Origin of the sequence: Arthrobacter subterraneus, assembly GCF_900099735.1 — a bacterium.
Lineage (GTDB): Bacteria > Actinomycetota > Actinomycetes > Actinomycetales > Micrococcaceae > Arthrobacter_D > Arthrobacter_D subterraneus.
The window spans coordinates 310,521-322,537 of the sequence record NZ_FNDT01000002.1; the positions used below are offsets into that span (position 1 = coordinate 310,521).

The 12,017-nt window shown below is 66.2% G+C and carries 11 protein-coding genes and 4 tRNA genes; 5 read left to right on the top strand and 10 right to left on the bottom strand.

Annotated elements, in window-relative coordinates:
- Window positions 1-10 precede the first annotated feature (10 nt).
- The 5 genes from alaS to BLS52_RS04695 all read right to left on the bottom strand — a co-directional run bounded on the left by alaS (window position 11) and on the right by BLS52_RS04695 (window position 5,834).
- Window positions 11-2,689, bottom strand: a complete 2,679-nt coding sequence (alaS, locus tag BLS52_RS04675; RefSeq protein WP_026543992.1) for an alanine--tRNA ligase — start codon at window positions 2,687-2,689, stop codon at window positions 11-13.
- Between the two features lie 70 nt (window positions 2,690-2,759).
- Window positions 2,760-2,984 carry a DUF6167 family protein gene (locus BLS52_RS04680; RefSeq protein WP_026543991.1) on the bottom strand — a complete coding sequence of 75 codons (225 nt, stop codon included), beginning with the start codon at window positions 2,982-2,984 and terminating at the stop codon, window positions 2,760-2,762.
- A gap of 50 nt (window positions 2,985-3,034) precedes the next feature.
- Window positions 3,035-3,409, bottom strand: coding sequence for a DUF948 domain-containing protein (locus tag BLS52_RS04685; RefSeq protein ID WP_026543990.1), 375 nt, complete (start codon window positions 3,407-3,409; stop codon window positions 3,035-3,037).
- Between the two features lie 152 nt (window positions 3,410-3,561).
- Window positions 3,562-4,188, bottom strand: a complete 627-nt coding sequence (gene rpsD, locus BLS52_RS04690; RefSeq protein WP_026543989.1) for a 30S ribosomal protein S4 — start codon at window positions 4,186-4,188, stop codon at window positions 3,562-3,564.
- 209 nt (window positions 4,189-4,397) lie between these two features.
- On the bottom strand, window positions 4,398-5,834 hold the full coding sequence (locus BLS52_RS04695; protein WP_425425025.1) for a replication-associated recombination protein A: 1,437 nt from the start codon (window positions 5,832-5,834) through the stop codon (window positions 4,398-4,400).
- 57 nt (window positions 5,835-5,891) lie between these two features.
- Here BLS52_RS04695 and BLS52_RS04700 point away from each other — a divergent pair, with 57 nt between their 5' ends.
- Window positions 5,892-6,569, top strand: a complete 678-nt coding sequence (locus BLS52_RS04700) for an acVLRF1 family peptidyl-tRNA hydrolase (protein WP_090584762.1) — start codon at window positions 5,892-5,894, stop codon at window positions 6,567-6,569.
- A 36-nt stretch (window positions 6,570-6,605) separates the two neighbouring features.
- Here BLS52_RS04700 and rpe read toward each other — a convergent pair whose 3' ends face one another.
- The 5 genes from rpe to BLS52_RS04725 form a co-directional block, all read right to left on the bottom strand.
- Window positions 6,606-7,259 (bottom strand): ribulose-phosphate 3-epimerase, encoded by a 654-nt coding sequence (gene rpe, locus BLS52_RS04705; protein WP_090584764.1) that lies wholly within the window; start codon window positions 7,257-7,259, stop codon window positions 6,606-6,608.
- Between the two features lie 42 nt (window positions 7,260-7,301).
- A complete protein-coding gene (locus tag BLS52_RS04710) occupies window positions 7,302-8,801 on the bottom strand; it encodes an RsmB/NOP family class I SAM-dependent RNA methyltransferase (protein ID WP_090584766.1) in 1,500 nt (499 codons plus the stop codon).
- Complete coding sequence (gene fmt / locus BLS52_RS04715; protein ID WP_090584768.1) at window positions 8,798-9,715, bottom strand: methionyl-tRNA formyltransferase; 918 nt, start codon at window positions 9,713-9,715, stop codon at window positions 8,798-8,800. The genes BLS52_RS04710 and fmt overlap by 4 nt, the downstream gene beginning before the upstream one ends.
- Window positions 9,712-10,299 carry a peptide deformylase gene (gene def, locus BLS52_RS04720; protein ID WP_090584770.1) on the bottom strand — a complete coding sequence of 196 codons (588 nt, stop codon included), beginning with the start codon at window positions 10,297-10,299 and terminating at the stop codon, window positions 9,712-9,714. Before def ends, fmt begins: the two co-directional genes overlap by 4 nt.
- Before the next feature lie 121 nt (window positions 10,300-10,420).
- Window positions 10,421-11,410 carry a cytochrome gene (locus BLS52_RS04725; protein ID WP_245702690.1) on the bottom strand — a complete coding sequence of 330 codons (990 nt, stop codon included), beginning with the start codon at window positions 11,408-11,410 and terminating at the stop codon, window positions 10,421-10,423.
- A gap of 203 nt (window positions 11,411-11,613) precedes the next feature.
- Here BLS52_RS04725 and BLS52_RS04730 point away from each other — a divergent pair.
- From BLS52_RS04730 to BLS52_RS04745, 4 genes are all read left to right on the top strand, one after another.
- Window positions 11,614-11,687: transfer RNA gene (locus tag BLS52_RS04730), tRNA-Gly, on the top strand.
- 56 nt (window positions 11,688-11,743) lie between these two features.
- Window positions 11,744-11,817 (top strand) — tRNA-Cys (locus tag BLS52_RS04735).
- A 21-nt stretch (window positions 11,818-11,838) separates the two neighbouring features.
- Window positions 11,839-11,910 (top strand) — tRNA-Val (locus tag BLS52_RS04740).
- Window positions 11,911-11,941: 31 nt separating this feature from the next.
- Window positions 11,942-12,015 (top strand) — tRNA-Gly (locus tag BLS52_RS04745).
- The last annotated feature ends 2 nt before the right edge of the window (window positions 12,016-12,017 follow it).

Here is a 12,017-nt window from a genome sequence, read left to right on the forward strand (position 1 = left end):
ATGATCCGCGCTACCGGCCGGCAACCGCGGCCCGGACGGACTCAAGCGCCGCCGTGATTCTGGCAGGATCGGAACCGCCGCCCTGGGCCATGTCATCCTTGCCGCCGCCGCCGCCGCCAAGAACGCCCGCGGCGGTGCGGACCAGGGCGCCCGCCTTGACCCCGGCGCTGCGAGCCTCCTCGTTGGTGACAACGAGAATGACCGGCCGGTCCTTGCTCACGCCCGCCACGGCAACAACCGCGGCTCCCGACCCAAGCCGGCCACGCAGGTCCAGTGCGAGGTTGCGGAGGTCGTCGGCACTGCCGACCGTGCCGGCGTCGTGCGTGATAAGGCGTACGCCGGCAATATCCTGTGCCGAACCGACCAGCGAGGCGGCAGCGTTGGACAGCTGTTCCTTCCTGAGCCGCTCAAGCTCCTTCTCCGCTGCCTTCAACCGGTTCAGGGTTGCGCCAAGCCGTTCCGGCAGCTGCTGGGAGGGCACCTTGAGCATTTCCGAGAGCTCGGTGACCAGCGCGCGTTCGGCTGCTGCATGGCGGAAGGCATCCAGGCCGACAAGTGCTTCGACACGGCGGTTGCCTGAACCGACCGACTGCTCGCCGAGCAGTGTCAGCGTGCCGATGAGCGACGTCGCCTCGACGTGGGTGCCGCCGCAGAGCTCCCGTGACCATGCACCGTCGATTTCGACGACGCGGACCCGGTCTCCGTACGCCTCGCCGAACAGCGCCGTGGCGCCCAGGGCCTTGGCTTCATCCAGGCCCATCACCCTGGTTTCAACGGTGTGGTTGCTGCGGATCGCGAGGTTCGAGACCTCCTCGATCTCGGAGCGGGCGGCGGGGCTGATGCCTTCCCCCCAGGAAAAGTCGAACCGAAGGTAGCCTGCCTTGTTGAACGAACCGCGCTGAAGAGCTTCAGGGCCGAGAACCTGGTGGAGTGCAGCGTGCACAATGTGCGTGCCGGAGTGGGCCTGCTCACCTGCGTGGCGACGCTGACGGTCGACGGCGGCAGTCACCGGCGCATCCTGGGTGATCTCTCCCTCGCGCACGAGTGCACGGTGGACGCTCAACCCCCTGATCGGCTGCTGGACGTCAGTCACTTCAACGGTGAAACCGTTGCCGGTGACAAGCCCGACGTCGGCCGCCTGGCCGCCGGCTTCAGCGTAGAAGGGGGTTCGGTCGAGGATCAGTTCGATTTCCTCGCCCTGACGGGCGACGGGGACAGCGGCGCCGTTGCTGAGGATACCGCGCACAATAGCCTCGCTGGTGAGTTCGTCGTAGCCGGTGAACGATGTCTCGCCGGAGGCAAGGAGCTCGTTGAATACCGTCATGTCGGCGTGCCCGGCCTTCTTCCCGCGGGCGTCAGCCTGCGCACGCTGACGCTGCTCGAGCATCAGCGAACGGAACCTCTCAGCGTCGACCGAGACGCCGGCTTCCTCAGCCATTTCGAGCGTCAGGTCGATGGGGAATCCATAGGTGTCGTGGAGGCTGAAGGCATCTTCGCCGGACAATGCGCGTCCGGCACTCCGGGACTCGCGAACGGCTTCCTCGAGGCGGGCCGTCCCCGAGGCGATGGTGCGCAGGAACGCCTTTTCTTCCGCGTAGGCGATCCGGCTGATGCGCTCAAAGTCCCGCTCCACCTCGGGGTAGACACCCTTCATGGCATCACGGGACACCGGCAGGAGGTCGGGGAGGCAGGCTTTCTCGACGCCGAGCAGCCGCATGGCACGGACTGCGCGGCGGATCAGCCGGCGCAGAACATAGCCCCTGCCCTCGTTGGACGGCGACACGCCGTCGGTGATCAGCATCAGTGCCGAGCGGATGTGGTCTGCCACGACGCGCATCCGGACGTCGTCCTGGTGGTGGGGGTCGTCGTCGGACTCCGCGCTGGTGTACTCACGACCGCTGAGCTCTGCTGCCTTGTCGAGCACCGGGCGGACCTGGTCGGTCTCGTACATGTTCTCTACGCCCTGCAGAACCATGGCAAGGCGCTCCAGGCCCAGGCCCGTGTCGATATTCTTCTTCGGCAGTTCACCGGCAATGTCGAAGTCATCCTTGCTCCGGACAGCCGAGAGCCGGTACTGCATGAACACGAGGTTCCAGATTTCGATGTACCGGTCTTCGTCGGCCTGCGGTCCCCCATCCCTGCCGTACTCGGGTCCGCGGTCGTAGAAGATTTCCGAGCACGGCCCGCCCGGCCCGGGTTGACCCGTGTTCCAGTAATTGTCCTTCTTGCCGAACTTCTGGATGCGCTCGGCGGGGAAACCCACCTCATCGCGCCAGATTGCCAGCGCTTCCTCATCATCCTGGTAGACCGTGACCCACAGTCGCTCGGGAGCGAGGCCAAAGCCGCCGTCCGCGACGCTGCGGGTCAGCAGGTCCCATGCCATGGCGATAGCGTCCTGCTTGAAGTAGTCGCCGAAGGAGAAGTTCCCGCACATCTGGAAGAAGGTGCCGTGGCGCGCGGTCTTGCCCACCTCTTCGATGTCAGCCGTGCGGATGCACTTCTGGATGCTGGTGGCGCGGCTGTAGGGAGGCACCTCGCGTGCGGTCAGGTAGGGAATGAACGGGACCATGCCGGCGACGGTGAACAGGAGCGACGGGTCACTGGACACCAGGGAAGCGGACGGCACCCGGGTATGACCCTGGCCTTCAAAGTAGTCGAGCCAGCGACGGGCGATCTCTTGCGACTTCATGGGGATCCTTCGGTGGTACGCGCGGGTCGATGTGCGCAGCGGTGTTCGGTGTTCGGGTGCCGGCCCGGCCTCAGGGGCGCGGCTCTGCGTCGATGCCGAGGGCTGTGCGCAGGTCTGTCTCGCGTTCCTGCATTCCCTGACGGAACGCGTCGGCAAAATCGGCGACGCTGTCAGCGAGCTGCGCAACCGCACGGTTCAACCCCTCGGGGCCGACCGCCGACTTCATCGCCGATACCTTGCGTACCGTGACGACTCCGATGGCAGCGCCTGCCGCGAGCCAGAAAACCCTCTTGATCATCAAGAATTCCTCATCTGTTGTGCGTGCGTAGTATGCGTGGCTGCCGGTCAGCGGCTACGACGGCGGGAGGCCGGCTTCCGCCGGGACCCCAGCGCGCTGCGCACGCCGTAGGAGAAGGCCGCGACCTTGATGAGCGGGGACCCCACTGTCGCTGCGACCAGCGACGAGAGGGCGGAGATATTCGCGGAGGCGTCCGAGACGTTGGAGGTGATCCCATCGACGTTCTTCAGCTGCTGGTGCGTGGTTGACACGGTGCTTGTGACCTCGTCAATGAGCGGAGTGGTGCCCTCGGTTACCGAACGGATAGCTCCACGGAGTTCATCGAAGACCTTCCCGAGCTTCCATACCGGAATGGCGAGCAATGCGACCAGAACCGCAAAGACCCCGGCGGCAATGAGCCCGGCGATATCTCCACCTGACATTCGAAAACAACTCCTCAGCCTCTGCGGATGGCGGACGGGCGCCCGCAATTTCCCTATGTACCTTACCTACTCAGGAGCCCGCGGCGTGCGCCGCGGGCTCCTGAGTCACTGATGTTCAGTTGTGCTGCCGATGCGCCGAAGCCGGCGCATGATCAGCGTGCGTAGTATTCCACCACGAGCTGCTCTTCACAGGTCACGGGGACCTCGGAGCGCTTGGGGCGGCGGACCAGGCGCGCCTGGAGCTTCTCAAGCTGGACATCGAGGTAGCCGGGCACAGCGGGGAGCACATCGCGGTGCGCTCCTGCCGCAGCAACCTGCAGCGGAACCATGGTTTCGCTGCGGCTGTGCACGTGGATGAGCTGACCTTCCTTGACGCGGAAGGACGGGCGGTCCACGCGGGCACCGTCAACCATGATGTGGCGGTGAACCACGAGCTGGCGTGCCTGGGCGATGGTGCGGGCGAATCCGGACCGAAGCACGAGTGCGTCGAGACGCATTTCAAGCAGTTCGATCAGGTTCTCACCGGTCAGGCCGGCGGTCCGGCGGGCTTCCTCGAAGACGCGGGTCATCTGCGCTTCGCGGATACCGTACTGGGCGCGCAGACGCTGCTTTTCGCGCAGGCGTACGGCGTAGTCGCTGTCCTGCTTGCGGCGCGACCGGCCGTGCTGGCCCGGTGCGTACGGACGACGCTCGAGGTACTTCTCGGCCTTCGGGGTCAAAGCAATGCCGAGGGCCCGCGAAATGCGGACCTTGCGGCGGGCACGTGTGTTGTTAGCCACGTTTACCTTTCACTGTTTTACGGCGAAGCAGTTCACACCGGCTCAGGCCGGGTGAACTCTTCCTGTGTCGCTGGCCTCCACGTTTCGGAGAGCCGGAAGGGGCCGCTTTCCGGTACTACAGTTCACGGATCCTCAGGTGCCCGCCGGTCCCCGCCAGAACCATGAAGGTGGCGGAGGTACGCGGGCATGCATGAGCCGTGACTTGCCAGTCAACGGACAATCCTAGCAGTGCTCAGCCCTTTCCGGATAATGGCACGCAGTTTTTCCAGCCGGGTCGCCACTGCCCGTTCGGCTCCCCGATCGGTTGGAACGTAGTAGTCCGTACCCACGAGATCGTCCGGAACGTACTGCTGGCTCGCGATTCCGTGCGGTTCGTCATGGGAATAGACGTACCCCTTCCCATGGCCCAGCTGGCGGGCGCCCGGATAGTGGGCATCACGAAGGTGCGCCGGAATGCCCTGCCCCTTGCCTGCACGGACGTCCGCGACGGCGCGGTTGATTCCGTTGTAGGAGGCGTTTGACTTGGGCGCCGTAGCGATATGCACCACCGCCTCCGCAAGGATGATCCGCCCCTCCGGCATTCCCACCAGCTGGACCGCCTGGGCTGCTGCCACGGCAGTCTGCAGCGCCGTGGGATCGGCCATGCCGACATCCTCCGCTGCGGAAATCATCAGTCTGCGCGCCACGAAGCGGGGATCCTCCCCGGATTCCAGCATCCGGGCAAGGTAGTGCAGGGCTGCGTCGACGTCAGACCCGCGCAGGGACTTGATGAAGGCGCTCGCCACGTCATAGTGCTGGTCCCCCGCCCGGTCGTAGCGCAGTGCAGCGACGTCAACCGCCTTCTCGGCGTGTTCGAGGGTGATCCGCACGGGTGCCGGCCCGTCCCCGGCATCCGTGTGCTCCGGTTTGTCTTCCGACGACTGGGCCACTCCCGCCGCGGCCTCGAGGGCTGTCAGTCCGCGCCGCGCGTCGCCTGCGGCGAGTCTGACGAGGTGGGCCAGCGCATCGTCATCGACCGCAACCTCACCGGCCAGTCCGCGAGGATCAGCGACGGCCTTCTCGAGAAGCGAGCGGATGTCCTCTTCGGTGAGCGGTTTCAGCGTCTGCAGCAGTGACCGGGACAGCAGCGGAGAAACCACCGAGAAGGATGGGTTTTCAGTGGTGGCGGCGATGAGCACCACCCAGCCGTTCTCCACGCCCGGCAGCAACGCATCCTGCTGCGCCTTGTTGAACCGATGGATTTCGTCGAGGAAGAGAACGGTCGTGATGCGGTGGAGGTCCCGGTTGGAGAGCGCTTCATCCATCACCCGGCGAACGTCCTTGACCCCCGCGGTGATGGCTGAAAGTTCCACGAACTTGCGGCCCGGCCCACGCGCAATGACATGGGCGAGGGTGGTCTTCCCCGTTCCCGGTGGACCCCACAGGATCACCGAGGTAGGAGCGCCGGCGCGAGCAGCGGGCTCGCCTCCCGCCAATGTGCGCAACGGTGACCCTGCGCCGAGAAGGTGCCGCTGCCCCACTACCTCGTCAACTGTTCTGGGACGCATGCGCACGGGCAGCGGGGTACGGGGGCGGTTCCGTTCGTTTCCCGTGGCAGTCACCGGCTCGTCGAAGCCGTCCGAGTCGAAGCTGAATAGGTCATTCACAGTGCCAAGGCTACTGTGATCCTCTGACACGTTCGCCCAGGATTCGCAGGAGGCGCAGTGCAGGACAACCGGCTGGTACTCGTGCCGCCCGAGCGTCTCGAAGGCTGGGTCCGGCGCTTCGCCGAACGCAATGGGCCCTTCTCCACCGAGTACACCGCTGCGGCGCCCGGTCGCGCCATGCTGCGTGCACCCAACGGATGCAGTGCCGAGATCACCGTTCCACTGGCATTTCCCGGCATGGAGACGGTCTCCGGGAACACCGGGCCGTACGGGCAGGAGCAGGCGGTTCAGGAATTGATCCGGTTGGCGTCCCGTCCCGTGACGGTGGGCCTGCTGCTGATACGCCGGGGCGGCTATGGCGTAGGGCTGGCCCGGAACGGCGTCCTGGTTGCGTCAAAGAACGGGACCCGCTACGTGCAGTCCCGGACGGCGGCCGGCGGCTGGTCCCAGCAACGGTTCGCACGACGCCGCGCGAACCAGGCCGACGCGCTGGTGGCGACCGCAGCCGAACGAGCGGCGGTCCTCTTCGCAGAAGAGGCGCCGGACTGCCTGCAGCCGGGCGGGGATGCGGCGTTGTTTTCCGAGTGCCTTGCCCATGCGAGGCTGGCCCGCTACCGGCAACTGCCGCTCCTCCCGCTCCTTCCCGTCCCGGACCCCCGCAGGGACGTCCTCCGGCAGGCCGCTGCGGACGCACGGAGCCTCCGCGTCCACGTAACGGGAATACCCGGCGACTAGCCTACGGCCCGGCTGGGTTCTGCGCCGGAGAGTCGGTCAGCCGGCGGCGCGGCGCAGGCCGGCGATGGCTGCTTCCGGATCCTCGACACCGTAGACGGAGGAACCCGCGACGAACACGGTCGCTCCTGCCTCGGCCGCTCGGACAATGGTTTCTTCGGTGATGCCCCCATCCACCTGGATGGCGACCGGCAGGCCGGCGCCGCGGACGGCCTCCGCTGCCCTCCGGATCTTCGGGAGGGTGACGTCGAGGAAGGATTGACCTCCGAAGCCCGGCTCCACTGTCATGATGAGCAGCATGTCCAGCTCGCAGAGCATGTCCAGATAGGGCTCCACGGCCGTCGCCGGACGGAGCGCCATTCCGGCTCCGGCGCCTCCGGAACGCAGCTCCCGTGCGAGGCGGATGGGGGCCCGCGCAGCTTCCGCGTGAAAAGTGACGGATGCTGCGCCGGCCGCCGCGTACTCCGGAGCCCAACGGTCGGCGTCGTCAATCATCAGGTGGACGTCCAGCGGCACCGGACTCACCATTTGGATCCTCCTGACCACCGGGAGACCCAGCGTGAGGTTGGGAACAAAGCTGTTGTCCATGACATCCACGTGCACGGCGTCCGCCGTTTTGATGCGCTGCAGTTCCGACTGCAGGTTGACGAAATCCGCCGACAGGATGCTCGGATGGATACAGCAGGTTCTCATTGTGGACCTTTCATTGGGGCGGGTATCTGGCCGGCGCGGGAGCTATCCGGCGGTCCGGCGAATCAGGGCAAGGAACATGGCGTCGGTGCCGTGAATATGCGGCCACAGCTGCGCGGTGGCCCCGTGGCCGGCCTGAAGTGAACGGCCGGTGCTCACGGAGTCCAGCACCGGTCCCGCCTCCATCAGCGTGTACCCCTCCCTGCCGCGCAGACTGTCCTGAACGACGGCGGAGGTCTCGGCGGGGTGCGGAGAGCAGGTGACATAGGCCACCACTCCCCCGGGGCGGACGGCCTCCAGCGCCGCAGCGAGCAGGCCGCGCTGCAGCGGCCCCAGCTCAGTTAGGTCGGACGCCGTGCGGCGCCACCGTGACTCCGGCCTGCGGCGGAGCGCGCCCAGTCCGGTGCATGGCGCGTCTACGAGGATGCGGTCGAACCCCTCGGGATAGGCTGCTCCGATCTCCCGGCCGTCACCGACGCGAACGCTCCACACGGCAGGATCCACGGCGCCCAGAGCCTGCCGGACCAGTGCTGCGCGGTGCTCCGCCGGCTCGTTGGCAACCAGGGTGTCTCCCCGTTGGGCCGCAATGGCGGCAAGCAGGGCCGACTTCCCGCCGGGGCCGGCGCAGAGGTCGAGCCATTGCTCACCGCCGGCACCCCGACGATCAAGGTCCACCGCGGCGAGCGCACGCGCCACGAGCTGCGATCCGGCGTCCTGCACCCGGACCTTGCCGGAGCGGACAGATTCAAGCCGTCCGACATCGCCGGCGGCAAACAGTGCCGAGTCCTTGACCAGCTCACCGGACCGCGCCCCGGCCGCCATGGCCTCGTCGAGCGATCCGATGCCGGGCAGGGCAACCAGGTTGACCACGGGAGCTGCGTTGTCCGCCTCGAGAAGGGCGTCGATTTCTTCGACCGGCCGGCCGTGATTCACCAGGCTCTGCCTCAGTGCCCGGACGATCCATTCCGGGTGGCTGTACCGCAGCGAACTGATGCGGACCGGATCCTCGACACCGGTGACCAGTGCGTCAAGCCACTCGTCAAAGGACTTCCGGGAAACCTTCCGGAGCACGGCGTTGATAAGGGAGGAAGGGCCTGCGCCGATGACTGCGCGCGCCAGTCCGACCGTCTGGTCGAGTGCGGCATGGGGCGGAACACGCATGGCCATCAGCTGGTGGGTCCCCAGCCGCAGTGCGTCGAGGATGGCCGGATCCAGCTGGGTCAGCGGCCGGTCAACGCAGAGGGCGAGGATCGCGTCATAGGTGCCCTGCGCCCGCAAGGCGCCATAGGCGAGCTCGGTCGCGAAACCCGCATCCTGACGGCCGAGGCGGTGCTTGCGGATGCTGCCCGGAAGCACCAGGTTGGCGTAGGCGTCATCGGCTGCCACCGCCCTGAGGACCTCGTAGGCAACCAGACGCGCGGGATCCGCACGCCGGGTCCGTTCCGCCGGTGCAGTAGAGGAGAACTGGCGGGACCCTGAGCGGTTGCGTTCCCGTCCCCGCTCGTTACGCCGGGTTGGCCCTCCGGGGCGATTTTCGGGTGTCATTCGAATACCAGATCCTCTCGGCGTGCACCGCGGAACCACTCGGAAGCGGCAAGCTTTGTCCGGCCCGCAGGCTGAACCTCAGTCAGCTGTACTGCATGCGACCCCGTCCCGACAAGCACCGCTCCGTCCCGTTCGGAGGCGGCGCCCGGGGGCAGGTCGCGAACGTCCGGCCGCAGCAGCACCGGCCATACCTTGAATCGCTGACCTCCCCAGAGGGTCCAGGCTCCGGGCTCGGGTGTTACTCCATTGATCCGGCGCTTGATGGCGAGTGCCGGACGGTCCCACCGGATGCGGCCGTCGGCGCTCGAGAGCTTCGGCGCAAGCGACACCTCGCCGTGTTGCGGTACAGGAACACCACGGCCCTGGTCCACGGCTGAGAGCGTCTGGGCAAGGAGCACTGCGCCGCTTTCAGACAGCCGTTGAAGCAGTACACCGCTGGTGTCTTCGGCACGGACCTGCTCCGTCAGCGTGCCGAAGACCGGGCCGGTGTCCAGGCCTTCTTCGAGGAGGAAAGTCGATGCCCCCGTGATGTCGTCCCCGTTGATCAGGGCGTGCTGCACCGGTGCCGCACCACGCCAGGCGGGGAGCAGTGAAAAGTGCAGGTTGATCCAACCATGCCGCGGCAGTTGGAGTGCGGACGGCGGAACCAGGCCCCCGTACGCGACGATTGCGGCAGCATCAAGGTCCAGATCCGAGAGTCGCTTGATGACGGCCTGGTCAATCCGGTTGGCCTTGATGATTTCCAGGCCCGCCTCCGCGGCCGCCTCCGCGACCGGGCTCGGCGTCAGGATTTTCTTCCGTCCGACCGGGGCGTCTTCACGGGTCAGGACCGCAACCACCTCGTGCCCGGCCCTGCGGACCTCACGCATCGATGGGAGGGCAACCGCGGGTGTTCCGGCGAACAGTATTCTCATGCGCCGGTCTCCTTCCGTCCGGCCTGGAAAGTGCCCTTGCCGAACGCTGACGCCACGGTGGCCGAGCGTTTGGTCAGGGTACCGGTGGTCACCTCGTTGTACTGCGAATGCCGGATAGTGCGCATAGCCGCCCGACGGTCCTCGCCCTGGAGCCGGTCAATGTAGAGACGCCCATCCAGATGGTCCGTCTCGTGCAGAAAGCAGCGCGCAAGCATGCCGTCAGCCTCCAGTTCCACGGGGCGTCCGGTGACATCCAGCCCCCTCAACTGCACCCGTGCTGCCCGTGGAAGGGCGAACCCGATTCCGGGGACAGAGAGGCAACCCTCCTGATCATCAGCCTGGAGGCCTGACGAAGAAAGGATCTCCGGATTGACTACGTGGCCTTCCTCTCCATCAATGGCGTACGTGAAGACCCGCAGGCCGACTCCCACCTGCGGAGCGGCAAGGCCTGCTCCATGAACGCTGTGCATGGTCTCGCTCATGCTTTGAACCAGCCTGGCCAGCTCAGGGCCGAAGTCGGTCACCTGCGCTGCGGGCGTCCGCAGCACCGGGTCCCCGATCATCCTGATACTCAGAACCGCCATTCGGTTATGCATCCTCACGTTGATTGGAAAAATACTTCGGAACCGAAGCCGGTCGCTGCAGCCTGCCGGCCGGGATTCCCTTCCGAAAATGCCTGATCAATTCTAGGGCAGGCACAGTCGCTCAGCTCCCCGTTGACGATACCGGGAGGCCTATCTCCCCGACCTGGTCGGCAGCCCCGCTCCCGGATGCGGAGGCTTGGTCACTGGATGGGGAGGTTACGCTGCCGGGGGAACCTGCCGGCGCCGCTGGGACACCCACCGCCGCCGTGCGGGGCGGTGGTGGTACGGGCAGCAGCGGGCGGCCCGCGACCGCAGCGTTGCTGCCCGCCTCCCAGGCACGTCTCAGCGCGCAAAACTTGAACCAGTGCTCTCTGAGAACCTCCGGATTTGCCCGGTGCGCGCGCACTTCGGTCTGCCCGACCGCAACTGCGAGCAGGATGGGATCACTGCCGTACTTCCAGGGTTCCCAGCTTCCGGTGTGCGGGTCCACGAGCGACTCCTGCGCCTTCATCCCGGCAACCAACTGCATGACGACCTTTTCATCCAGCGGCTTGACCATTCCATCCCGGTCTGTTGCCCGGGTCTTGAAATCGATGATGCACAGGCGCCCCCCGATGGTGGCCACGAGGTCAAGAGTTCCGGCATAGCCCAGCTCCGAATTCCAGACGGTGATCTCGGGAGCGATCGGCTTCACCTGGTAGAGGTCCCACCACTCATCGAAGCGGGCAGCGAAGGCACCCTCCCCGTGCTGGGTCAGCTCGGTGCGGGCGTCCTCCAACCGATCAGGGCGGCCGAGCGCGCGCAGCGCCACCTGCTCGCAGTAGGAGTGGACCCTGGTGCCCCGCTGGGCGGCGTCATCACGGTAGCGTTCAGCAGCCTTCGACGCGTCCTGGATGACAGCACGCATTTCTCCCGCATTGCCCAGCGATGCGGCAAGGCGCGGATCTTGGGCAAGCGCACTGGCCGCCATATACCCGAACCAGCCGCCGAGCGAGGAACTCTGGGCCTGCGCGATGACCGTGGTGATGGATGGCACCTGGGGCGGCTCCGCAACGGATCTTGAGTACATGCGCCCACGCTCGGTGGCGTGTGCGAGGAGCGGTTCGGTCATGTCTCCAGTGTGTCATCCCGGCCTGACACTTCTGCGTTGAGGCACAGGCCACGGGCCTTTTACCCGATTAAGAGGGCAAACCGGACAAGGCGCCCCGCGTTGTCTCCAATTGGACGAACGGGGGTTCCTCGGATATTGTTTTTACTCGTTGGAAAGACGCCGATGGTTCCGGGAAAACCCGGACACACTCGGCGATTTTCTCTGCGGACGTAGCTCAGCTGGCTAGAGCACCACCTTGCCAAGGTGGATGTCGCGGGTTCGAATCCCGTCGTCCGCTCGCAAGTCACTGTATTCGCCGGTGTTACAGCCGGTGACCCCGCTTCGGTGGGTCATGGTGGGGTGGCCGAGAGGCGAGGCAGCGGCCTGCAAAGCCGTATACGCGGGTTCGAATCCCGTCCCCACCTCCATACGGTGAATGTGCAAGACTTGGGCGATTGGCGCAGCGGTAGCGCGCTTCCCTGACACGGAAGAGGTCACTGGTTCGATCCCAGTATCGCCCACGCAGGGCGCCTCCATGAGAGGCGCCTTTTTGCGGACGTAGCTCAGCTGGCTAGAGCACCACCTTGCCAAGGTGGATGTCGCGGGTTCGAATCCCGTCGTCCGCTCT